At 42.0% G+C, this 24034-nt stretch carries 24 protein-coding genes and 3 pseudogenes; 4 read left to right on the forward strand and 23 right to left on the reverse strand.

Features of this window, described 5'->3' with window-relative positions; all coding sequences use genetic code 11:
* Positions 1–12: 12 nt before the first annotated feature.
* From ABN764_RS16290 to ABN764_RS16305, 4 genes are read right to left on the reverse strand one after another with little or no spacing between them, the layout of a single operon-like run.
* The gene (locus ABN764_RS16290) at positions 13–882 is read right to left on the reverse strand and encodes a type II secretion system F family protein (RefSeq protein ID WP_446672528.1); all 870 of its coding nucleotides are present in this window, start codon (positions 880–882) and stop codon (positions 13–15) included.
* Between the two features lie 4 nt (positions 883–886).
* Entirely contained in the window at positions 887–1816 is a 930-nt protein-coding gene (locus ABN764_RS16295; RefSeq protein WP_446672529.1) for a type II secretion system F family protein, read from the reverse strand.
* A gap of 26 nt (positions 1817–1842) precedes the next feature.
* Positions 1843–3066 (reverse strand): TadA family conjugal transfer-associated ATPase, encoded by a 1224-nt coding sequence (locus ABN764_RS16300; protein ID WP_446672530.1) that lies wholly within the window; start codon positions 3064–3066, stop codon positions 1843–1845.
* Positions 3063–3977: an AAA family ATPase gene (locus ABN764_RS16305; protein ID WP_446672531.1), complete on the reverse strand. Its 915-nt coding sequence runs from the start codon at positions 3975–3977 to the stop codon at positions 3063–3065. Before ABN764_RS16305 ends, ABN764_RS16300 begins: the two co-directional genes overlap by 4 nt.
* A gap of 1496 nt (positions 3978–5473) precedes the next feature.
* Here ABN764_RS16305 and ABN764_RS16310 point away from each other — a divergent pair.
* A pseudogene (locus ABN764_RS16310) lies at positions 5474–5665 on the forward strand (cyclic nucleotide-binding domain-containing protein); the annotation flags it as partial.
* A gap of 4 nt (positions 5666–5669) precedes the next feature.
* Here the strand turns inward: ABN764_RS16310 and ABN764_RS16315 are convergent.
* The 16 genes and pseudogenes from ABN764_RS16315 to ABN764_RS16390 all read right to left on the reverse strand — a co-directional run.
* Positions 5670–6335 (reverse strand): annotated as a pseudogene (locus tag ABN764_RS16315) (IS30 family transposase); the annotation flags it as partial.
* A 317-nt stretch (positions 6336–6652) separates the two neighbouring features.
* Positions 6653–7099: an oxidoreductase gene (locus tag ABN764_RS16320; RefSeq protein WP_446672532.1), complete on the reverse strand. Its 447-nt coding sequence runs from the start codon at positions 7097–7099 to the stop codon at positions 6653–6655.
* A 76-nt stretch (positions 7100–7175) separates the two neighbouring features.
* Positions 7176–7802, reverse strand: coding sequence for an immunity protein Imm33 domain-containing protein (locus ABN764_RS16325; protein WP_446672533.1), 627 nt, complete (start codon positions 7800–7802; stop codon positions 7176–7178).
* 44 nt (positions 7803–7846) lie between these two features.
* Entirely contained in the window at positions 7847–8341 is a 495-nt protein-coding gene (locus tag ABN764_RS16330) for a hypothetical protein (protein WP_446672534.1), read from the reverse strand.
* Between the two features lie 188 nt (positions 8342–8529).
* Positions 8530–8871: a helix-turn-helix domain-containing protein gene (locus ABN764_RS16335; RefSeq protein WP_446672535.1), complete on the reverse strand. Its 342-nt coding sequence runs from the start codon at positions 8869–8871 to the stop codon at positions 8530–8532.
* Positions 8872–9031: 160 nt separating this feature from the next.
* Complete coding sequence (gene mglC / locus ABN764_RS16340; RefSeq protein ID WP_446672536.1) at positions 9032–10042, reverse strand: galactose/methyl galactoside ABC transporter permease MglC; 1011 nt, start codon at positions 10040–10042, stop codon at positions 9032–9034.
* Positions 10043–10067: 25 nt separating this feature from the next.
* Complete coding sequence (locus ABN764_RS16345; RefSeq protein WP_174808951.1) at positions 10068–11579, reverse strand: sugar ABC transporter ATP-binding protein; 1512 nt, start codon at positions 11577–11579, stop codon at positions 10068–10070.
* Positions 11580–11675: 96 nt separating this feature from the next.
* The gene (locus ABN764_RS16350) at positions 11676–12704 is read right to left on the reverse strand and encodes a galactose ABC transporter substrate-binding protein (RefSeq protein ID WP_174808952.1); all 1029 of its coding nucleotides are present in this window, start codon (positions 12702–12704) and stop codon (positions 11676–11678) included.
* 136 nt (positions 12705–12840) lie between these two features.
* Complete coding sequence (locus ABN764_RS16355; protein WP_446672537.1) at positions 12841–13812, reverse strand: substrate-binding domain-containing protein; 972 nt, start codon at positions 13810–13812, stop codon at positions 12841–12843.
* Positions 13809–15551, reverse strand: a complete 1743-nt coding sequence (locus ABN764_RS16360; protein WP_446672538.1) for a sensor histidine kinase — start codon at positions 15549–15551, stop codon at positions 13809–13811. The genes ABN764_RS16355 and ABN764_RS16360 overlap by 4 nt, the downstream gene beginning before the upstream one ends.
* Before the next feature lie 7 nt (positions 15552–15558).
* On the reverse strand, positions 15559–17157 hold the full coding sequence (locus ABN764_RS16365; protein ID WP_446672539.1) for a response regulator: 1599 nt from the start codon (positions 17155–17157) through the stop codon (positions 15559–15561).
* A 167-nt stretch (positions 17158–17324) separates the two neighbouring features.
* A complete protein-coding gene (locus tag ABN764_RS16370; protein ID WP_446672540.1) occupies positions 17325–17831 on the reverse strand; it encodes a DinB family protein in 507 nt (168 codons plus the stop codon).
* Between the two features lie 317 nt (positions 17832–18148).
* Positions 18149–19543, reverse strand: coding sequence for an MATE family efflux transporter (locus ABN764_RS16375; protein WP_446672541.1), 1395 nt, complete (start codon positions 19541–19543; stop codon positions 18149–18151).
* A 395-nt stretch (positions 19544–19938) separates the two neighbouring features.
* The gene (locus ABN764_RS16380) at positions 19939–20151 is read right to left on the reverse strand and encodes a hypothetical protein (protein WP_446672542.1); all 213 of its coding nucleotides are present in this window, start codon (positions 20149–20151) and stop codon (positions 19939–19941) included.
* 388 nt (positions 20152–20539) lie between these two features.
* Positions 20540–20635 carry a competence inhibitor ComI gene (gene comI, locus ABN764_RS16385; RefSeq protein ID WP_021260480.1) on the reverse strand — a complete coding sequence of 32 codons (96 nt, stop codon included), beginning with the start codon at positions 20633–20635 and terminating at the stop codon, positions 20540–20542.
* A gap of 134 nt (positions 20636–20769) precedes the next feature.
* Entirely contained in the window at positions 20770–21189 is a 420-nt protein-coding gene (locus ABN764_RS16390; RefSeq protein ID WP_268624580.1) for a hypothetical protein, read from the reverse strand.
* A 312-nt stretch (positions 21190–21501) separates the two neighbouring features.
* On the opposite strand from ABN764_RS16390, the gene ABN764_RS16395 reads away from it, so the two are divergent.
* Together ABN764_RS16395 and ABN764_RS16400 are read left to right on the forward strand one after the other, a co-directional pair.
* Positions 21502–21672: a hypothetical protein gene (locus ABN764_RS16395; RefSeq protein WP_446672543.1), complete on the forward strand. Its 171-nt coding sequence runs from the start codon at positions 21502–21504 to the stop codon at positions 21670–21672.
* 55 nt (positions 21673–21727) lie between these two features.
* Positions 21728–22138: a CAP domain-containing protein gene (locus ABN764_RS16400; protein ID WP_446672544.1), complete on the forward strand. Its 411-nt coding sequence runs from the start codon at positions 21728–21730 to the stop codon at positions 22136–22138.
* Here ABN764_RS16400 and ABN764_RS16405 read toward each other — a convergent pair.
* From ABN764_RS16405 to ABN764_RS16415, 3 genes are all read right to left on the reverse strand, one after another.
* Positions 22070–22618: a DUF4303 domain-containing protein gene (locus ABN764_RS16405; protein WP_268624578.1), complete on the reverse strand. Its 549-nt coding sequence runs from the start codon at positions 22616–22618 to the stop codon at positions 22070–22072. The two genes, ABN764_RS16400 and ABN764_RS16405, sit on opposite strands and share 69 nt — an antisense overlap.
* A 172-nt stretch (positions 22619–22790) precedes the next feature.
* The gene (locus tag ABN764_RS16410) at positions 22791–23207 is read right to left on the reverse strand and encodes a hypothetical protein (protein WP_268624577.1); all 417 of its coding nucleotides are present in this window, start codon (positions 23205–23207) and stop codon (positions 22791–22793) included.
* 95 nt (positions 23208–23302) lie between these two features.
* A complete protein-coding gene (locus tag ABN764_RS16415) occupies positions 23303–23704 on the reverse strand; it encodes a hypothetical protein (RefSeq protein WP_174810328.1) in 402 nt (133 codons plus the stop codon).
* A 234-nt stretch (positions 23705–23938) separates the two neighbouring features.
* On the opposite strand from ABN764_RS16415, the pseudogene ABN764_RS16420 reads away from it, so the two are divergent.
* Positions 23939–24016, forward strand: a pseudogene (locus ABN764_RS16420) (IS3 family transposase); the annotation flags it as partial.
* Positions 24017–24034: the final 18 nt, after the last annotated feature.

The raw sequence follows: 24034 nt of genomic DNA on the forward strand, positions 1-24034 counted from the left end.
CCAACATATAATTTATTTCATCATCATAATTGCGGGGGCAGCTACAACTACCATCACAACCATAAAGATAATGACCATCGGAAACACAAGCTTCGAAGAAGCTTCTTCGCCTAATGTGCGTGAGATCGCCTTGCGCTTCTCCCACAAATTGCGCGACAGCTCTTGAAGCGCAACGACGAACTCCTCGCCACCACGGCGATAATTCAATAGTACCGTCGTCGTGAACACGGATACTTCTTGAATCGAACAGCGCTTGCTGAAATCCTCCAACGCCTGCGCGAAGGAATAATTGTTGCGAAGCTGATTCGCAACCTCCTTAAGCTCCATATAGAGCGGGCTGCGTTCTGGCTGTTTGGCTTGATCAACACAATGAAGAATCGCCATCTGTACCGTCTCACCCGCATTGACAAGTAGTGTTACCTTATTCAAGAACTCTGGAAGCTCAAGAAGAATCTCTTGCTTTCTCTTCTTTATCTTCGTATCCAAGTCTCGTACCATTAGCACAGGTGTAATAACGGCGAATAATAGACCCATAACTGCTAGAATCATTTCCCCTTCTGCTGCAATGGATAATCCCAGGGCGAGCAACAATACGAGCATGATCAGTGATAGGAGCTGCGCCATGAATAGCTTCGTGTGCTGCAGCCCTTTCTGCACCCCGTATAGCATAATTATTTTCTGATGTGCACCATTCATTCGCGTATGTAACCGATCCATTAATTGAAACCGGTCAATGATATACAAGGATGCTGGAGCCATGAATTCCAATTGGAATTTGCCCGTATATTCTGCTAGAAACTCCTTATACCGCTGACCTGCTAACAGGAATGATGCTGCAATACATCCAACCACTATCAACATTGCAATCCATAAAATTATCATGTATTCACACCTTGATCTTCATAATTCGCTGCGTTACCCAATAACAGGCTGCCAAAACGACCAAAGCAATCGTCATAATGAGATATCCCATTCCGCTGTGCATCGGAGCCATGTAATCGGGAGAACTAAAACTTAGGAACGCAACGATCATTACCGGTGCAATCGACAGCGCCTTAGATTCGAATCTCTTCTGAGCCACCATGACGGATATCTCTTGTTGAATCTCCAGCTTATCCCCGATAATATTGGATGTTCTGCGAATAATCTCTACAAGATCTCCACCCGTTCTTTTGCAACTGATGAAGACATCCGTGAAGTTCTCAATATCCTCCAACTGGGCTCGTTCACTAAAATCCATCAATGCCCGTTCGATCGGTTCACCGTTCTGTATACGATGCGTTATAATTTCAAACTCACGTATTATATAGGTCGTAGGATCCGGATATAATAAGCGCAAATCTTTAATTGTCTCCTCAAATCCATTCTCGACGGATCTTCCCGCGCTTAGTGATGATGACAATGAATAAAGCGCTTGCTTAAACTGTAAATTCAGTTCATTTTTTCGCTTCTCTAGCAACTTTTTACGTTTGAACTTCGGATTAACAAAACCAAAACATCCCGTTACGCCTGCTAAAATGAGGTTGTTATAAAACAAATATCCTAGAGCGAAGAACAATAGATATCCAATTACGATAGCTTCAGTCCGTTCCCTCGCGGATAACGTATACTCTGCATAATGAATAAGTGCTTCATTGCGAGCTTTGTGCGACTCTTGTTGGGTTCTCGCTTTGTTCTTCTCTACATGATCATTTATATCCTTAGACCCTTCATTGCTTAATAGATCATTGACTGATGTACGCTTCCTTCGATCCAAAATCAGATATACAAGCCAGATAATTACTCCAACGCCGCAAGCGATTAGAATAATGTTCATTATTCCCCTCCTCATTCACCGATTTTTCACATCTGAATACCCGACATTTTAAGCTTGAATATGTTCTTCAGCGGGTTTCCTGTAGGTTTTAACCCCCCGATAATTTTGCCCTCTGGTGTCTCTCCTTCTTCTTCGAACACGTAGAGCGGATTTAGCTGCACCTCACCTTGATCTACACCAACAATTTCACTAATTTCTACAACCTTACGGGACTTATCTCTCAATCTTGACAAATGAACCATAATATCGATCGCCGAACTAATCTGCTTGCGGATAACTTCAACAGGCAATTGAACACCGCTAAGCACCATTGTTTCTAGCCGGCTCAACATATCATAAGTATTGTTAGCATGTCCCGTTGATAATGATCCATCATGACCTGTATTCATAGCTTGAAGCATCTCCAACGCTTCCGATCCGCGTACTTCCCCGACGACGATTCGATTCGGGCGCATCCGCAATGAAGATTTAATCAAATCTCGCATTGTAATTTCGCCCTTGCCTTCCGTGTTGGCATTCCGCACTTCCATACTTACTAGGTTCGGGACGCTCTGAATTTGAAGTTCTGCGGAATCCTCCACGGTAATGATTCTTTCATCAGCTGGGATGTAATTCGATAATGCGTTCAAAAAAGTCGTCTTCCCTGACCCCGTCCCTCCGCCGATGAAGATGTTATATTTCGCAACGACGAGATTCTTCAAAAAAGTAGCTACTTCCCTTGTTAAAGCCCCTCGCTGAATGAGATCTTCAACCGTCATTGGCTTCTCCGGAAATTTCCGAATGGTTACGGTAGGTCCCTTTAATGCAATGGGTGGCAATACGACGTTAACCCGAGATCCATCTTTCAACCTAGCATCGACAATAGGCGATGCTTCGTTGACTACCCGATTCACTTTCCCGACAATGAGTTGAATGATATCTTCCAGCTTTTCTTGACTTTCGAACTTGCCAGAATATCGATGCACATGTCCTTCCCGCTCGATAAAAATCTCGTCAAAATTATTGATCATAATCTCCGTAATACTCTTATCGTCGATTAGCGGTTGAAGCACATCTAGTCCTCGAAACGAATTAAAAATGCGATTTACGCACTCTTTCTTCTCTCGAGCCGTTAAATATTGTTCTTGTGAATATTGAAATACCGATTCTTCAATAACTTGGAGCAAATCCTCATCAGAAGTTGAGCTGGACAAATCAAGTCTGCCCCGAACATGCTCCTTAATGGCTAATACCGTTTCTTCCAATTTCACGCCCTATCACTTCCCTGGGCAAATAATGTGACCAATCGCAGCACCTCAGTATTAAATTCCTGCGATGCGAGCAGCGCTTCGCCACTCTTTACGTTCTTCCACTTTGGAACGTAAGGCAAATATCCTTCAATCCCTAGCTCTGTGAAATTTATCTCATTACTGACCGTTCCCGTATATTTGTTCAGTATAAAATGCATTTTGGAGAGAATATGCGAATACTTATTCGGATCACTAGCCTCCATATATGACAACCCGATTTCTGTCTTGTAGATACACTGTATATCGTCTTGCATGAAACAGAGAATATGGTGGCTGCATTCCAGAGCACCCATTATCCGTTCGTGGAAGCTTGTCTCGCAGTCCAACACGACGTAATCGTAATCCATCGAATGAACAATAACTTCAATAAGGCTTATAACATCCTCGCGCGTTATATCTTCAATCTCGCTATGATTCGTAATCGGCTCTATGTACACAAGTCCCGTTTCGATATCCGTTTTTTTATGCTGATTCACCTTTGCGATCACTTGTTTTTTATTAGATTTTACATAATACAATATTTCAGCAAAGCCATGTCCAGGCTTCGTATTGAACCATACCGGTAATGAACTGATATCTTCTAAGTTGATATACATTACTTTCATGCCTGCAAGGGACAATTCTCTCGATAAATTCATAGCGGCCGTTGTCTTCCCAGACCCACCGACCATCGAGTAAAACGAGATGACTTTCGCATTTCCATTACCGGCGCTTTGCTCTGCGATCACTTCATGTTGTTCTAGATATAGAGTCGTAATTGTCGAAATTAATTGATGGATCGGTTGATATTTAAAAACGGAGGGATACGTTTCACTTTGTTTAGAAAACTGGCTATTTGTAAGAAAGATTAACATTCCCCATGATTCTCTCATCTCAGCCTCATCAATAAAATCAGGCTCTACTAGAGTGATATGTGTCAACGAGGGTTTATTAAGATAGGAGATGAAATGTTCCTTATTTGAAAATGCCTTAATTGAAATTGATGATACAAATTCAGATTGTCGAACATAACCCATTAACATTTCCAAATAATCTTGTTCCGAAGATCCTATGACTAAAGATAACTTTTCCATGCCCATTCCTTTCCCTATAACTTCGTTACTCCACCTGCGATCAGAATAATACCCATTACTGCCATAATGATCGAAATCAACTTTTCTTTTCCTGGTTTCCCTGACATCGGCCTCTCCATTTCTTTAATTGAATTCATCACTTCACCTCTGACCCTACATCCCCTCTTTTTTAAAAATCGGGACACAATAACATCATTGCTGGGTACTTAAAATCATGTCATCAGACCTAAATTCTCGTCGAAACATGAGAAAATAATACCAATGCACTAAGTATAATACTCATGGAAATAAAAGAGAATAGCGGAAACTGTCTAGTTTTGTCTTTTTTTGTTGCTCAATTTTTGGGCTCCATTAATTCTGTATCGATCATGAAAAAGGTACTCAATAATTTGATTTATTTTCCCTATTCTCATTCATCCGCTTTTTAACTGCTTTATGGCGATTCAAATGTGGGGAAACGTTGCGTATTATTAGCGTTACAGCCCTATTCTATTTGATCGCTGCTGTGGGTTTTGGGTGTAGTGAATTGTAGAAAATGCTTGTACGGATAAGGATTGCTGAGCACTTAAAAAATCATGTCTTCAGACCTAAAATTTTGTCACAAAACGAGGAAACAATACCGAAGTACGATGAAAAATACCTCTGTAAACAAAAGAAAATAACGATAGTTGTCTATTTTTGTCGTTTTTTTTGGAATTTTCTTCTTGGTCTCCATTATTTCTGTATCGATTACGATATTACTTTCCATTCGAATGCCAGCCTGAAGGGATCAACGAGCTCCTATATAGCTAGCACCGTTTCTACCAACTTCACGCCACATCACTTCCACTTCCCTGGGCAAATGGCGAATAATGTAATCAATTGTAGAACCTCTATTTTCTCCTTCTTTTTTTAAAATCGGGATAATAATATCATTACTGAATACCTGAACACATGTCTTACGACCTGTTTTTTTGTCACTAAACGGGAAAATAATACTTATGTACTCTTTATGTAAATAAAAGGCAATAACTTTGATTGTTATTTTTTGTCACATTTCTCTTTTTCTTGGTTATCTCTGTATTGAACATGATAACGGTATTCTATAATTTGAATCCTAATCTTATTATCCCTATTCTCATTCATCAGCATTTTAATTACTTTATGGCGATTCAAAATGAGGGAAACGTTGCGTATTATTATCGTTACGGCCATACAAAAATCGCGAACAAGCTCGTTTAGGTACGTGAGCCGGTTCGCGATAGGATTATTCCTATTTATTAATTTCATCAATCCAAGTGATCAGTGGGAGAAGCATGAAAGAATCATTGGTGAAGTACATGGCGAAATATACATCCCTTACTAAAGTGGAACAGCGGATTTTTCTCGAATCTATTCATTTAGAGGAATATAAAAAAGGAACAGTGCTCCTTAGACAAGGAGATGTTCCTACGAATTGTTATTTTGTATTACAAGGACGTGTAAGGCAATTCTTGATTCATGAATCGATTGTCAAGCTAAGTGCGACAGGTCATCCATGAAAGCTTCGTAAGCAGACATCCAGCCTAGACATTTACGAGGACGATTGTTAATGAGACAGATAGCCCTAGCCAAATCTTCATCGGTGACCGAAGCAAAATCATGGCCTTTAGGGAAGAATTCCCGAAGAATACCATTTCCGTTCTCATTAGAGCTTCGCTGCCAGGAAGAATACGAATCTGCAAAGTATACTTCTAGATTATGAAAGCTCTCAAGGCTGGCATAACAAGCAAACTCTTTCCCACGATCTACTGTAGTGGTTTGAAGGGCAGCTTGAGGATACTGACTGGCAACCACCAAAGGCGACCTCCAACGAATAGGCGGTAAGATCGGGCATTTTCAAGGCTAAGTAGTGCCGTGTCTTACGCTCAATAAAATTGACTACACAAGCTTTGCTTTTGCCACGGCTAGAGGCAATGGTATCCAGCTCCCATTGATCGAAGGTTTCACGCTTACGAACCTCTTTAGGGCGCTTGCTAATCGGTTGAACCGACATCTTCCAGAGGCCTCTGACGCTTGCCTTTATGTCGTAATCACCGGCTGCCAACCGTCCATTGTATATCCACCGATAGATGGTTTTGAAGCAGACGAAGGGCCTGCTTTTGAACCGGTCTTCTCCGCTATCTGTTCCGGTGACCAGTTGCAAGATTTTTCCTAAAAATACGTGCATATACTCAGTTCATATTTTTATCACCTGCTATCTTGAACTACATTCGCATCATCTAAACGAAATGGTCGCAGCAGCAATCTTTCTAATTCAATAGTCGGCAATTGCTTCATATATAGTCCCCCGATGCAAATCAACCCGACCCCAGATCTTGTTCCATTTGTGGCAAAAAACCTGCCAGCAGGCATTCCGTAAGAATGCATATGAAAGCCGCCATAGCCAGTCCTAACAAACTAACAATCGGAAGCCGATTTGCAGTCACAGTAGTCATGAATTACGAACACAATAATTACTGGATACCTGCGGTTCCAAACGTACTGTCAATTACCTGTTTATAGTTATCCCATTTAAAGTAAAAAGGCCCTAAAGGAATCGTTTTATTATCATGATCTTTCATGAAATCCTTCCAGATTACGATATCTTCTTCCCTCTCAATAAATACCGAAATAAATCCACAATCTTCGTCGCCACACCAGGGACATACTAAAATCGGATATCTATTGTACATATATTCATGTTGTTCTCTCAACAAAAAATAATCGATCATAAGTTTTTGATTCGCCTCGCTCCCCCAACCAAGAGATGGAACCAAATCATGCTTTTTGAACATTTGATAGATAGATCTTCCGTCAATAATCAAGTCTGCGAATCGGGTGTTCTTATTTCCATCTTGATTCGGATCAAGTTCATCAAATCGAGTGGCAGGCTTCGTTTCCAAGAAATTAATTTTTTCCATATTCCTCTCCTTCATTGCTGTGACATCAGCCATTTTTTCTATAAATCGAATGTGCGATATCCAGCACAGCGTTCATCTATTCTCCCCACTCATAATCAAATACCTCATAAAACTCTTTCGTTTCAAGATTTCTCTCAAAGGCACATTGAGGCTCCCGATCTATAAAAGAAAGAATCGAATCATCTATATTCAATACCTTCCCTATCGAAATAAATTGATAATTATCGATATCATCAGGATCGTTTTCTTCTTCATACCCCGTAAAGAAACTCCATCCCGTATCCGATTCCGAGCCTTCATTAGGAAAGTCCCTTACCATAAAATTAAATTCATTTCGCTCCAGTACATCGTTCGTTACAACAACCTTCTTCTCAAAATAATAATCCCAATTGACAGCGCTAGGATCATGATGCATCGTGTCGCAAATATGTTCGATTTTAAAATGGATTTCTTGACCGAAAACCAGATCCTTAATAGATACCGGCTCATTCCGTAATGTTCCAATCAGTTCATCACCTGATCGATGGATGATTTCAACCCACATTCTTTCCCCACAATATTCTGCATCTTCTTCCCCGCATAAAAAAATAAGCTTGACCAACTCGCCAATCTCAATCTTGTTCAACACGTATTCACTAGGTACATAAAACGTATAGGGCGCTTCCTTATGTCTTTCTACAACACTATCCAAACTCCAAGTCACTTTTATATGTATCTCCTTTGCACTTTCAGAGTCGATCTACTTTATCATCTGGAATTATCGGGTGGTTGCTGAGCATGTCTTATAAGCTTTCCACCGTCAAAATATTTGCCATATTTCTTTATTATCCCTTCTATTTCTATATCTAATGGGATTCTATTTCCGGTTTTCCATGTTAAAAAATATGCTCTTACTTCACCACTATAAAACACCCATGAAAAAAACTTCTTTGCAAATTTATGTGCTCCATTCGTTCTAAAATAATTCATTGAACTAGCATCTTTCCATACAGTTACGGTCTGACCGATCCCTCCTTGAAGTTGACCTGAAAGCTCTGCATATAACAAATTCTCATTCTTTGTAAGCTGCTTCTTTACAATTTCATTCACAATCCCGTTAATGATCATACGTGTAATATTAAATCGTTCCCCACGTGTTACTGATATAATAGCTGTTTCAGGCAACTCAACATCTCTGTTCCCTAACGTAAATTTTGCTCCATATTTGTTATTAGGATCTTGACATTTTACCCAAACCTTCACCAAAAACACCTCCAATACTCGGGACTTTCAGCTAATGCTCTTGTATCTACAAGCCTAAGTGATTTAAGGGAGCGAAAGCGCAGAGCCTGACGGACTTAGCCTCGCAGGGTTGTTCTCTCAACTCTTCATTTTTTGACTTAATCAGTTTACGCTGCCGTCTAAGTTCTTCCTTCATCGAAGCATATTCTTTAATATTGCAATCGATGTTTTAGTGGCTCCTTCAACCATTCTTGTAACCCATCTGTACTAATAAAATTGTCGGTTCCAATCCTAACAATCGGAAATAATAATCTACTAGTATCTACACCATTCCTTAACATTAATTCTTCACTTGAAATGATGGCTCTTACTTGGGATTCAGTAATATGTAAATACTCAGCCGCTTCTCCGATCGTCAAGAGCGGTTTATGTCTGGATCCGTATTTCATTACTTCTCTGTCCGAGGATTGACTAATAATGACACTGCTAACAACAAGAGAAAGCCCCACAAGGAATGAACAGATGATGGCACTAAGATTTAGTTGCTTCATGATTTGTCCTCCTTTAAATAAAATCACACATAGTCAAACCAAAGAACATTTACACCTCTCCCATTACTATACATTCAATCCCCTACAAAAGTTTCCACGAAATAAAAAATGAAAGAACCCTCCCGAAAGGAAGGGTCTCAACCTACACAAATCAATACCATTACTTCTTAGCTGCATATTTCCGCATATCGAAGGCAACAGCCGCTACGATAATCGATCCTTTAATAATCAACTGCCAATACGGGCTTACGCCGATGAAGGTCAGACCATAGTTAATGACCGTAAAAATAAGCACGCCCGTCACTACACCAGGAACCGTTCCGATGCCCCCAGTGGTCGACACGCCGCCGACAACGCAGGCGGCAATCGCATCCAATTCGTACATATTTCCGTAGTTATTCGTCGCTCCCCCGGTTCTTGCCGCTTCGAGAACCCCAGCCAGGCCATACAGCGCGCCGGCAATGGCATAGATATACACAAGGTTTTTGCCCACGTTAATGCCTGATACCCTTGCTGCCTGCTGATTCCCGCCTATTGCATACATGTTCTTGCCCAATCTCGTTTGGTTGAACACAACCCATACGATAAACGCAACTACGATTGCGATCACCACAATAATCGGAATGGATACACCGCCATATCCGATGCTCCCTGTACCGAAATATTCTTTAAAATCAGGCCGCAAGCCGCCGATCGGCTGCGAATGATTCGGAGCCGTGTCAAAGTATAAGGAGTTGACGCCATACACAGCCACCATCGTACCTAAAGTCGCTATGAATGGAGGCACCTTGAACTTAGCGACGATTACCCCGTTAATGAGTCCAAATATTAGGCCTACAACGACTGCTAGTAGAATCGGCACGAATAACGGCGGTTCCTCCAGATCGGGGAAAAACCTGCGCGCATAATCGGTTGTCTGCAGCATGGACGCCGATACGACCGCGGATAAACCCACAATCCTGCCTGCAGACAAGTCCGTACCGCCTGTAATGAGCACAAATGCAACGCCCAGGGCGATAATGACCCGTGTAGATGACTGATTCAGGATATCCCGGAGTGGATTTAATCCTATAAATGAAGGATCGTAAATCGCAATTCCAATGATAAGAACAGCCAGAACCATATAGATGACATTTTGGGAAATAAAACTTTGAATTCGCTTCGCGTTCATCGTAGATCTCACCTTTCTCTGCCGCTTAATGCTGCGCCGCTAGCCGCATAATTTCCTCTTCCGTCGCTTCCTTCCCGTTCAAAATCCCTGTCAACCGCCCTTCGGACATGACCATAATGCGATCTGACATCCCGATGAGCTCCGGCATTTCCGAAGAGATCATAATAATGCTCTTGCCCTGCAAGGCCAGTTCAGCAATGATCGAGTAAATTTCATACTTAGCCCCGACGTCAATGCCGCGGGTAGGCTCATCCAACAGCAATATATCCGGTTCCGTCAGGAGCCAGCGTGCAAACAGCACCTTTTGCTGGTTCCCGCCAGACAGGTTCATGATGAGTTCGCGCGTAGACGGTGTTTTGGTTCTCAATTTCTGAACCATCGCATCCACTTCCGCCTTCTTCTTTTTCCCGTCTAACAGGAAATAAGGCTTGCGATAGCGCTCCAAATTCGCGATTGCCGCATTCTCATGAACCGATAACACCGGGAAAATGCCTGTCACGCGTCGTTCCTCCGTTAACAATGCCATACCATGTTTCTTCGCAATGACGGGAGAATCGATCCGTACCTCCTTGCCTTGAATCGAGATGGTACCCGATTGGATGTCCCGGAGTCCGAATAGGGCCTCCATCAATTCAGTGCGCTGTGCGCCTACCAATCCGCCGATCCCAACGATTTCACCACGGTGCAAGTCAAAACTCACATGGTTGAACGATTTGGGTAGAGGGGAGGTCAGTCCTTGAACGCGCATCACGACCTCGCCGGGCACGTTGTTCCGTGGTGGGAATCGGTTCGTCAAATCGCGTCCAACCATTCGAGAAATAATCAGGTCCGTTGTTAATTCGGATGCCGGCCACGTCCCGATTTTTTTCCCATCTCTCATAATCGTCACTTCATCTGATATCTGAAGGATTTCTTCCATTTTGTGCGATATATAAATAATGGCGACGCCATTTTTTTTCAACTCTCGAATGATTCGGAACAACTGCTCAACCTCGACATCGGTAAGCGATGACGTCGGTTCATCCATCACAATGATACGGGAATGAAACGATACCGCTTTGGCAATTTCGATGGATTGGATTTTGGAAACCGATAACGTATGAACCATTGTCTCGGGCTGCAACTCGATGTCCAGCTGTTTGAATAAATCACGCGTATCTCGCGCCATGCGCTTATGATCGATAAATCGTAGAGGGCCAATCCCTCTCGTCGGGAATCGTCCCAGCCAAATATTCTCCATCACATTTCGGTAAGGTACAGGGTGAAGCTCCTGATGAATCATCGATATCCCGATATTCAATGCCGTTTTGGAGTTCGGAATCTGCACAGCTTCGCCATTCACCATAATCTCGCCTTCATCAGGGGTATAGATCCCGAAGAGGCATTTCATTAACGTTGATTTGCCCGCTCCATTTTCGCCCATCAGTGCATGTACGGTTCCGGGCCGCACTTGCAGCGTCACTTGATCCAACGCCTTAACTCCGGGAAATTCCTTGGAAATGTTGTTCATTTCGAGCACGAATTCATGCTGTCCCATCCCTTTCGCCCCCTAAGTCTCTTCGTAAAAAGAGGAGGTACGAATAACGAATCATTCTACCTCCCCAACTTGAAGCCAATAGTTCAACGGTTCACATTACTTCGCGTCAGCCATATTGTCTTTCGTAATTTTCTTATAAGAAATCCAGATATAATGATTATCCGTGATCTCATAGCCGACATTTTCCTTCGTAGGTTTCTCGCCTTTCGCCAGCACGCTTGCAAGCGTGATCGCAGCCTTTCCTTGGTTCTTTGCATCATTCAGAACGGTTCCAAGCAATGTGCCTTCTTCCAATGCCTGCAGCGCCGGTGCTGTCGCATCTACACCTACCACAGGAATGAATTTGTTATCCTTGAAATAGCCATTCGCCTTCAATGCCTCAATGGCGCCCAAGGCCATATCATCATTGTTCGCAAAGACGGCTTCAATCTTATCGCCATGTGCAGCCAAGAACGCCGCCATCTTCTCCTGCCCTTTTACGCGATCCCACATCCCGGTATCTTCCTGCAGCTTCTCAACTTTAATCCCCGCGTCTTCGATCGCTTGGATTGAGTACTTCGTACGGAGTTCAGCATCCTGATGACCAGGCTCCCCTTTTAACATGACATATTGCAATACGCCATCCTTGTTCTTATCCGCATCTGGATGCGACTTCCAATAATCCGCAATGAGCTGACCGGACATCGTACCGGATTCTTCCGCCTTCGCACCGACATAATAGACTTTATCCCATTTCTTCATATCTTCCGGTAATGGCTCGCGATTCAGGAATACAACCGGAATGTCTTTGGCCATCGCCTTATCGATAATGACACCCGCTGCCGTACGGTCAACAGGGTTAACGACCAAGGCTTTAACCCCTTTCGTGATGAACAAATCCACTTTATCGTTTTGGGTCGGCTGTGAATTCTGACTGTCCACGATATCGGCTTGGGCAATCCCTTTCGCTGAATCCGAAATCGCATTCCGTACGCCTGTCATGAACGTATCGTCGAACTTATAAATCGCAACACCTACTAGGGGTTCACTGCCGCCGTCACCGCCTGAACTTTTCCCGTTTGCGCAGCCGCTAACAACTGTCGCAATTAATGCACTCGCCAGAATCAAAGCTGATACTTTCTTCATTTGATCAAGACCTCCTCAACATCATTCCTGAATACCCTAGAAAAGAATACGCTTTCATTATGATGGATTCTCATGGGATCCGGTATCGAAAATCCTCCTGAGTTCTATCGAAATTCTCATCACCTTGCGCACTGAGTTATTTTACAAACGGAAACAACAGCTTCTGGTTTTCTGGCCACAGCATATTGTCCAGATCAATTAGCTTAACGCCTGTATCTATTCTTTCAGGTACGTTCCGCCCCTCAATAATGTCGACGGCGTACTTCACGGCGAGATATCCGTTATTAAATGGATTCTGCAAGACCAACGCCTGAACAACTCCATCTTGCAACAACCCCATTGTCTCGGGTGGACTATCGAATGCGATCACCCTCACTCTTCCACCATGGCCGGATCGTTGAACCTCACGCCCTACGCCGATTGAAGATTCTGCATTTAATGCAACAATCCCGTCCAGGCTTGGATATTGGGCGAGCCATCTGCGCGTGATCTCCTCCGCATTTCGTTGATTGGACTGTGAATATTGAATATCCACTACACGAACATTAGGAAATCTGGCCACATAATCTTGAAACCCTTCTTCCCGTTGATTCGCATTTTTGGCTGCCTCTACAAAGTTCATGACCGCAATTTGACCCGATTCATGAATCAATTCGATCATTCGCTTCGCGGCCAGCTGCCCTGCTTCATAATTGTTCGTACCGACATACGTTTTCACGCGTGCGGATCCAACCTCTGAGTCGATGGATATGATCGGTATGTTCTGATAGGCAATTCGATCAGTCGCTTGTGCTAACCCCATATAATCACTTGCCGCAAGAATGATGGCATCCGGACGGTTCTGAATGGATTGATTCACTAATTCAATCTGACCTGGAATATCATCTTCATGATTCGGAGCCAAGAATTGAAGTTTCACATTGAATTCCTTGGCTGCAGCCTCAGCCCCGCTTTTCAGCGTGTTCCAGTAATCGCCTTGATTCATTTTGACGATCAGGTCAATGGTGAGCATATTATCCGACATCATATTGGTCTGAATGGAACAAGACGACAGCGAGAAGGAGAGTGACAAAATCACGATTAACAATAGATTCATTCTTCGATTCACGACTCTGCCTCCCTTTCATCCCGGACAATGGGAAGCCAGATTTTGACCGTTGTGCCTTCTTCCAGCTCACTCTCGAACTCCAGTCCGTAACCTTGACCGAAGCATAGCTGGATCCGATCATGTACATTTTTCACGCCAACGCCTGACCCACTTTCACTTCTTACCTTCTTCGTTAGAAGACTGTTCACAATCTGAGGACTCATGCCTAAGCCGTTATCCGTTACTTGCAGCATCAACTTATCTTCTACAATAGCGGCTGTTATGGTGATCATCCCTTCCTCCTGCATCATCTCAATCCCATGCACGATCGCATTTTCGACGATTGGCTGCAAAATAAGCTTCATGGTCATGCAATCCAATGCCTCATCCTGGATATCTATTGCATATTGAAATTTGCGTTTATAACGGATGGTCTGAATGATTAAGTAATGTCTGACATGTTCAATCTCTTCTTGTACGGTGATGATGTTCTTCCCTTTACTCAAGCTAATCCGAAAAAATCGCGATAAAGATGTAATTGCCGTAACGGCCTCCCTTGTTTCTCCCCGTTCCGCAAGCCGGATGACCGAATTCAAGGTGTTGTATAGGAAGTGTGGATTGATCTGTGCTTGCAGCACATCAAGCTCACTCTTGCGCTTCGCCTCTTGCTCCACAATAATCTGATCCATTAACTGCCGAATTTGCCGAAGCATCATGTTGAACCGGCTGGACAATTGATCCACTTCATAGATGCCCATCGTCGAGATCGGTACTGTAAAATCCCCTTCCCCCGCGCTCTTTACCGATTTCGCTAGATTCTGAATGGGCAGTGAGATTCTCGCAGATACAACGATCGACACGAATAGAACAATCAGAATGACGATGACGAGAAACCACAGTATAAAGGTATTTAGTTCAGACTTGGTTGTTACGATCTCATCTTTGTAGGCGACGCCTACAACTTTCCAGCCGATCGGATTTACCGTTTTGACGGTAATCAGCTTGCTCTCGTCATTGCTGTTATCTTGGAAGCTTCCATATGCGTAGGTAAGGACGCGTTCTAAGTTCTCATACTTTAACCCTGCATAAATCAGTTGCTGCTGCGGATGGTAGACGATGTTGCCGAAAGAATCGATAATGTAGATATAGCCCCTCTTGCCAAAAGATACTTGCTTGCTTAATTCGTTGATTGTCTTGAAGTTCATATCGATAACCAGCACACCCTGATCGGGCTGCCCCCGCCCTGTACGATACCCAGCTTGCTTACTGATGGAGACGGCCCATTTGTAAGTGGTTTTAAATAAATTCTGAATATGAGGCGAGGAGAACGATAATTGATCTGGGCGCGCCATAGCGGCCTCGAACCAGCTTTGCCGCTCTAATTGTGTATTGCTCCGCATGGTCAGTTGAGGAGTGTTGAAGACCAGCTTTCCTTGCTTGGTAAACAAGGCGATCGAAATCAAATCTTCTCTTGTTTTCATAATAGATTTCAGCTGCTCTACTAAAATAGGATTCGTCACGGAAGGACTCCTACGAATCAGGTCTTGAACGACGTCGAAGATACTTGTAATGTTGTTCACATATATCTCCAAATTATAATTGACCTGCTCTACGACCTGCTGAATATTCAAGTCCGCATTTGTCTCCGCCGTACTGGAAAATTTGTTATACAGCATGACGCTGACCATACACACCGCCGCAACGGTTATGAAAATAAATGTTTTTGCGATAATAAACTGAATGCTCCTGACGTTGATCATGCGACCTTCACCCTCGATCCCGATTGCGGTATTCCTTGGGCGACAATCCGTAGCGCTTGCGGAAGCTGAAGCTGAAATAATTCGGATCCGCATACCCTACCTTCTCACCGATCTCGAACGCTTTGAGATCTGTTGACCGCAGCAGTTCCTTCGCCGCTTCCATTCTTAGCTCTAGTAGATAGCTCACGAAGGTGGTTTTGGCTTCCTTCTTAAAAATATGGCTGAAGTAGCCTGTGCTGATGTGCAAATGCCTGCACACCGTATGAATCGAAATATCCAGATCCGCATAATGAAGCTTCATATACGCTTTTGCGTCATCCACCAGCTTCTTGTAGCCAGTCTGCCGCTCGACGGCGATGCAATTCATAATTTTCATACATTGATGAAGCATCCAATTCTTTGCCTCTGACGCATTATTGCAATGATAGATTTCCATCAATGGATGTACGGCACCCCCGAGGAACTGCTCGAAGTTGACGTCCATATCTTTCGCCACTTTCATCATGGCTGTCCAAATTTCGATCCAATAGATTTGAAAATCTTGCAGCGAAACCGTGCAGGATTCCACGACATCAAATAACTCGCCCATCATCGCTTGCGCTTCTTCTATCGTCCCTACCTTCATACAGCGGATTAAGGCCTGCTCTTTTATGTCGTCGAATACAAGTGGATTCACCCGCTTCGCCTCTACATCTTCAATCCAGATGACGCGATGATTTCCGTGAATCAATCGATAATGCAGTGCTTGTACCGCTTCCTGATAAGAAGATGCCAACTCGGACAGATCGTTCACGACAGTTCCCACGCCAATCGTTACCGTTATTTTGAGAAATCGATGGACACTCTGAAGAATCTCTTCTAGTATCCCGATCATCTCCTGACTCATCCTATCTCCCTCTCGGCTTGCGCTCATCGTTAACACAATGACATGATCATGGTGAATAAATACCCGTCCCGGCATATGCTTCAGCACAAGCTCCTCAGCAATATTGCATATTGCAAATTGCAATAAATAACGGTTCTTCTCTTCCTTGCTATGATCCATTTGAATCGCAGAGACCAAATAAGCGGAACCCGATAAGTCCATCTCATAACGCTCGCATTTCTCATGAATATCCTCCAATGAACACTTGCCTGTAAGGAGAGAAGATAAAAATACATGCTGCAATACAGGTAAGCTCTTTCGATAATGATCCTGTAGCGTTAGTAGATTGTTCTTCTCCGCAACCTCCTGATCCATCTGCTGCTTGACCTTCACCAGTGCGGCTTGCAATTCAGCAGCGGAAAATGGCTTGAGCACGTATTCGTCTATATGGAGCTTGATCGCCTTCTGCGCATATTCAAATTCATCGTAGCCCGTTAATATCATTATTTTCATCGAAGGATCATGACTACGAATCCACTCCGCGAGCTGCAATCCATTCATGAAAGGCATATGAATATCGGTCACCACAATATCCGGCTGCAATCTTTCTATGTACTCCATTGCCTCTTGACCATTCTCTGCCGTCTCCACGACCGTAAACCCTAATGACTCCCAGTCCATTTCATGCAGCACACCTTCTCGTACATCTTCTTCATCATCAACGAGTATTAATTTGTACATGGACATCCCCCTTTTTATGAGAAAAGCTAAAAAAGCCGGCAATCGAATGCAAGCGGAACTTTGCTTCAATTACCGGCTGTTGCTCGTATGAAATTATTATTCGCTAGTGAATTGACTTCACCTGTATAGTTCGGAATTAATTGACCGCATCTTCCGCATGCCAGTCTTTATCTAACCCCATTTATTATGTCTTGAATTTGTTGAATGTGCCTTTCTTCATGTACGTACGTCGATTTCACCCAATCAATCAATAACATCTCTTTAAAGGCAGGGTGAACAAAATGTCTTCTACTCAGTATCGATGGATCCTCTAATGCGTTTAGCATTTCAACAAACTGTTGTCTGGAACTGTTTAGTTTTGCAATGATGTCTTCATATTCGTAACGTTCATCCGTTGGCTTTACAATGTCCGGAGCCGCTAGCTTTATTTTTCTGTCCAGTAAAGAATCGATTGGCTTGTGTTCCACGGATGATTCTTCTGTGTTCTGTAACCCTCTCTTAATGGCTACGACATATATTTCTTCTACCTTGGCAAGGTGCTGACATATCTGACCAATACTCCAACTATCCTCATCTTTTCGTTCGTTTAATTGATCTCCATTTAATCCTTTCAGAATTCCGAACAGTTTGTCTCTTGTTTCCTTTAAGTTTTGCTTGATTTCTTCCAGTTCCATAGAAACCTCCCTTTCATTACTTGTTGTGATGAAACGGTTAGAACATTACGAAGTGGTTGTCAGGTGGGTGTAAAATTGCACAATAGATGGGGCTGCACAATGCGGATAAACGAAACTGCTGATGTATGACTGGGCTGCTACTATCATATGTAAATACAGTTCATTTAGAATATTCTGCAAAATGCCCTCCTGTTCCTTCCTCTCCGGGAGTCATCCAGTGTACGAGAGCAAAAAAAAGACAGCGTGACTCCTCCTTAAATAGGATTTCGCTGTCTTTTCTCTTTGTTTAAGAGCTAACGTAATGGCTCATGAAACTATCAAATCAACTTCCGGCTGTACCACTTCTCCCCGCGGAAGCGCCAGAGGAAGACGGAGCCGCGGATCCCCCACTCTATGACCATTGCAATCCATACCCCCATGATACCAAGGCCAAGCGGTATCCCGAGTACATAGCCCAGAATGACACGGAACAACCACATCGTGAGCATAGCAGTAATCGAAGTAAAGTTGGAATCACCCGCTGCACGAAGAGCCGATGGCATAATAAAGCTGATCGACCATAAAAATGGCTGGGTAATCACAATCAGCACCGTAAGTTTAAAGATCTCCGGAATGATCTCTGCCGGAGGAGAGAACAATCTAACGATCCAAGGGAATAAAGGCATGAGAATCACTGCCGCAATAACGAATATGATGGAGGACAGCCACAGGAAAGACTTGATAAACTTCCTCGCATCCTCAATATTGCGTCGTCCGATGCATTGGCCTACGACCGTGACGATCGCGATGCTTAAGGCATTCGCTCCGATCTGGAACACAAGCGATATGGAGCCGCTTATGGCATTGACCGTGATCGCAAGCGTACCGAGCTGAACGATAAACGTCTGCGTCAGCAGCTTCCCGCCGTTAAAGAACATCTGCTCCGCTGCAAAAGGAACGCCGATAATCATAATTTTTTTCAAAATCGAAAAATCCAACTTTAGTGCATTCTGAATTCGGAACTGCAACGTCTGATTGATCTTCAACAAATAAATTAACGATATCACCATTCCCAGCACACGAGCCGTAAGCATGGAAATGATCAATCCGACTACGCCCATATCGAGTACCGTAATGAACAATATATTCAGAAACAGGTAGGTCAAGTTCATAATGAACGATAGACCCAAGCAGGCCTTCGTCTCTGCCACGCCGCGCAACGCCCCCGTCACAGCTTGAAAAATCGCAATGAACGGGTACGTGAGGCAGCTCCCGATCAAAAAGATCCTTGCATTATCCAGGACATCCGCTTCTGCACGACCGAACAGTAAGTCTAGTGTGGGGTTATGAAAAATAATAACGACCGCGCTGATCAAGATCGACAGCAGCGCAACTGCCGAGATGGCTTGAGCAGCTGACTTCGAAACCATATCCGCATTGCCCCTGCCTTTATACTGTGCGACGATGACGGTTCCCCCCGTCGCCACAGCTACAAACACGTTGACCAAGAAGATGTTCAACGAATCCACCATGCTGACCGCACTAACCGCCGCTACCCCCGAGGAGCTGATCATGGCCGTATTCAGCAGGCTCATCAAAATAATAAAAGCTTGATCCACAAATATCGGAATAATAATCGCGATAATTTGCTTATAATCAAGCGTTTCTCCTGTGAAATATTTATTCAACAGGAAGGTCGTTCTTCTCTTTATACTGGGAACAATTGTACTCACCGTATCATCTCTTCTTCGTGTATTGTGCCAAGGATCCCCTTGACCTCACATAGTGACGCACTATTATACCACTCTTTAGAGGAGATGAAAGTGAGGTGTGTGTCCTTATTCATGCATATTTCGTGATTTCCGAGCACCGCACTCGCTTTTGCAGTCATTTTATGTACATATAGCAGAGATGCGGCTTCTTACTCGCCTACACATCATGTCCAATCATAATGAAACATACTTTATGGTTGAGTTCGAGATCACTCCTACCCAAAAGTTCCTTTTATACTGTCCCAAGGGGTTCTAATCGCCGGTCACCCAGTCATTGCATCGCATGCTATTTCCAAGGGAATATTCCGAAAGCACATTCACTCCTGACCGAAAAGTTGAGATAGCGGAAAATCGCGTTATACTAATTCGCTTTTAGAAAAGTATCTAATCGTTTTCCCATTTTCAATTGCATACTCAATTTCATTTTTCGTACTACTACCGATATAACCTTCAACATCGATAACAATTATTTCGTCCGACATTTCTATCTTGCGGAGATGTATTTTTGCAAACAATTCTGCTTGTTCCGTAGTAATCTCAATCCCTTCGCTTTGCTCGAAAAACGCCAAACTAATAACAATGTTCCCTTGAAGCGTTAAGTATCTATTGACTTGTTCAAATTGTTTTTTTAATTTTATAGAGCCACAAAGTGTAATTACCTTAAACTATGTCCCCTCTTCTTTCCGCTGATTTCTCATTACTTGTTGCATCTTATACCCAAGAGGCTTTATGGAGAAAAGGAGGTGAATATATCGATAATGACGACTATGTCTTTTGTCTATTTCAACATTTCAACAATTCAGACCTTTGATACATCTTTTCGATTATGGTACTATATATGTAATAAAGACCAAGTGCTGCGAACACTTGGTCAATACAATTGGCTTGGATGGGTAATCCCTTCTTAGTCAATACGGAGATAAACCCACCTTTGGCTGCAACCTTGGGGTGGGTTTTTTACTTTCTCTTGTTGTTATGATTAATGTATGTTAAAAGAGCAAGAATGAACGATCCAAAAAGGAGCATGATCGTTATTGCATCTTTTACTTCCATGGCCTCACCTCCTTTCGAAGGGAAACCATGCCCACCCAAGATTCAATTGTAGTTATATTTTACCTTTATTCACACCTGCGTACAAGTGTTCTTATCTTGTTTTTAAAATCATGAAAACGCGTTCCTCGAGAAACCTATGAATTATTATTGTTATCAATACTTTCTTGGCTGAATACAAATTCCTTCTTAATAAACCTTATATTACTTACTATATTATCTGCTTCACTTTCTGGTATACCTTCTCTAATAATATTTCCTTCTTCGTCAAGTAAACGAACATTAGTCCACTTCAACTCCAACGATTTAGCGAATCGTTCAGCATCTCTTCTATCAACATATTTCCAAACCACTTTCGATCTAATATGTTCGGGGAGCCATTGTGCTCTAAATTTATTTAGTTTCTTATATGAAATATATTTTTCAATTCTCTCACCACCTCTTGCCATGCCGAATACTTTAGGGCTCCTTGCCATCCCATGACAATACAGTATATACACTTTCGCTCCATTTCTAAGTTGCTTATCTATCACAACATTCGCAACAACTCCATACATGATTGTGATTCTCCCTCCCTGCAAAGTCTTCGTCCCACAGTCATCATTTATGATATCTTTTTATTACGTTAGGAATCCTAATGAAATATATAACATGTATCTCGTGATGAATATATAACCCGAGACCTTCCTTATCCATAACCATTCGACAACACACTTTGCTTTCCTAGAGACACAAAATTATCTAAGTGCTATTGATCACAAAAAGGTACTCTGGATAAGGAGAAAATCATACTGAGAAATAAGTAAAGGGCGTACAGGAAAACCTAAATCCGGTAACTTCATTAATTACCGGATCTAGGAGGTTGGCAAATGGAAAAGTTTTTCGTTCTAGCAATCTTATTATTGGTGACAGGCTCTTTGTCCCATAACAATATGATGCAAAAGCAAGTGACTCCTAAGCAAAAACAAATTTCAACTCATGATCATGCTGCGAACACCGGCTGGAAATCCAGCAAACCAGTAACCCACAGGAAATATTGAAAAAAGGGATCCGACAGGTTCAACAGAACCAACAGGGGAAAGTAAAAATGATACTGTGGATAATAATTTATCCGAATTCGAGCAGCAGGTTCTGGATCTAGTAAATCAGGAAAGATCCAAAACAGGATTAAGTTCCTTGGGTAGGAGAGAGGAATTGTCAAATGTGGCTATGGTTAAGGCACAGGACATGTACAACAACAATTACTTTGATCATAATTCTCCAACACATGGATCACCCTGCGATATGTTGAAGGAATTCGGGATCACATACAATTCTGCTGGAGAAAATATCGCAAAAGGGCAAAACACCCATTCCCAAGTTATGAAGGATTGGATGAATAGCCCCGGCCAAAGACCTGTTGTATTGCATCCTCGAAATCCGATTCTATGGCAAATATCACCCAGCTTCTATTCCAAATACTTCTTGATAAAGTTTGGAAGGAACGGTCGCTTTTGCATATCTTAAGTCATCCTCATCATTAAAATCGGATACATAAGCAACAAAATCACTTGTTCGATTCAGATGAATAAATGCTGGTTCCAACTCTTTCAATACGTCAATCATACAATCAATTAGTTGCTTATTGTGATAATCGTACAAGTCATCAGAAACATCCTCCACTTCCGAGAAAAAATCCTGATGTTTTGTCATCAGTTGATCCATTTCTTCTGTCCAGTCAATCATTTCCTCAAATGCAAAATCACCTATGCTGAACTTTATATCCTCCAGTGAACATCTATCTTCATATTGTCCTTTATAAGCATCCTCATATTTAAAATGCAGTTCTGATAACGTGTTCCAATCTAATGTTATATACCCATTTAAAACTAATGTTAGGACGTATACATCCTTATTATCACTTGTTTTTGCAAACTCTTTTATTACCTTCAGATAATGTGATACTAATAGTTTCTTAAATAACTTATAATCAAATTCTTCTTTCATTTAAACTCTCCTTTATCTCACGTCTGAGTTGCCGTACCCTCACAATATTATTGTTTTATATTTCAATCCTTCTTCTATGATCTCTTCCAGAGTTAGAGCTTGATAGTATATCAAATCTGAAAATATCACGCATCATCAATTCGCTGCTAATTATTCTTGACCTACCTAGACCTTATCCATTTAAGTTGATTGCTTCGATTTGTTCTCTGTCAAAATCAACTATCAATATGTGATCTTGTAATACATTGTCTCCGCAAGTTATTGTTGCTCCGTAATCCTCTTTGCTATTAAATGTTATATTTACACTATATACTTCAATTTCTTTAAACCAATCCTTATGTACCTGTTCACGAAGTTCGTTTTCATAATAGTTTCGAAAAACAGTCTCACACTCCGTAAACCAATTTATGTACGACTCTACATTACTCATAATTGAATCTAATTGCGTATTCGTGGATATATTGATACGCACTTCATCTAAATCTTCATCCTTTATGAATTGCTTAAATATTCGTATTGTATTTTTCAAGCCATAGCATTTGTATCTCTCATCACTTTCTTCTACCAGCTCAATGAAATTATTCACCATTTAATAGCACCTCAATTATGTAGCATTATCTTTCTTGATAACAACAATGAAAGTACAACTCGGCTTCTCTGAATCTAAATTGTTGCTTAAAGCTCTTATTTCTTTAAACGTAATTCAAATTCTTGACATGCGATAACGAAAACCTCGTCATATGTATATATTACATATTGCTTTAACTCCAGACCTCTTGCATTCTTTATATCTCTAAGTATTTTTGTATTACCTATTTCTACGAAGCTACTACTTTCATGATATGGATGATCAAACATCTGTAAACTTACATCTAACTCGACCATATTAAAGTAATAAACTTTCTTGAATAGCAATTCGTATTTAATAAACTCTTCATCATCTGATTCTGTACATAATCCTCCGCTTATCTCGCCAATTAATGTAACTTCTTTCTTTTGATAATTGAATTGAATATCATCAAGGAAAATCGCGTCTCTTCCATGAATTTCACCCAATTCGGTTTTTATAGCTTTGATTTTTTCCATCTCTTTCAACCTTTCTAGCCCGATGCGTAGCGTAGATAGTTTTTAGGCGATTTTCATCTTTTCCAGAGTTCTCGATCATAGAAGTCTAATTCGAAATGTTATTTTCATTTTTATTTTTCCCTTAGATGAATTTCGTTTACAAAATGTTCCTCGAAATAACAAATGGTACAAGACCTATTGTAAGCATTTATATGGAAAAGACAATAAGCCATACGTAAATGATAGAGGTTTTATGAGTTCTATAACAACGAGCGCTTTCCAAAGAGACTAAACAACCTTAGTCCGGTTCAATACCGAACTAAGGTTGCTTAAAGGCTGCTTCTTTAGTGA

This window comes from Paenibacillus wuxiensis, from assembly GCF_040195695.1.
In the GTDB taxonomy this organism is placed as follows: domain Bacteria; phylum Bacillota; class Bacilli; order Paenibacillales; family Paenibacillaceae; genus Paenibacillus_B; species Paenibacillus_B suaedae.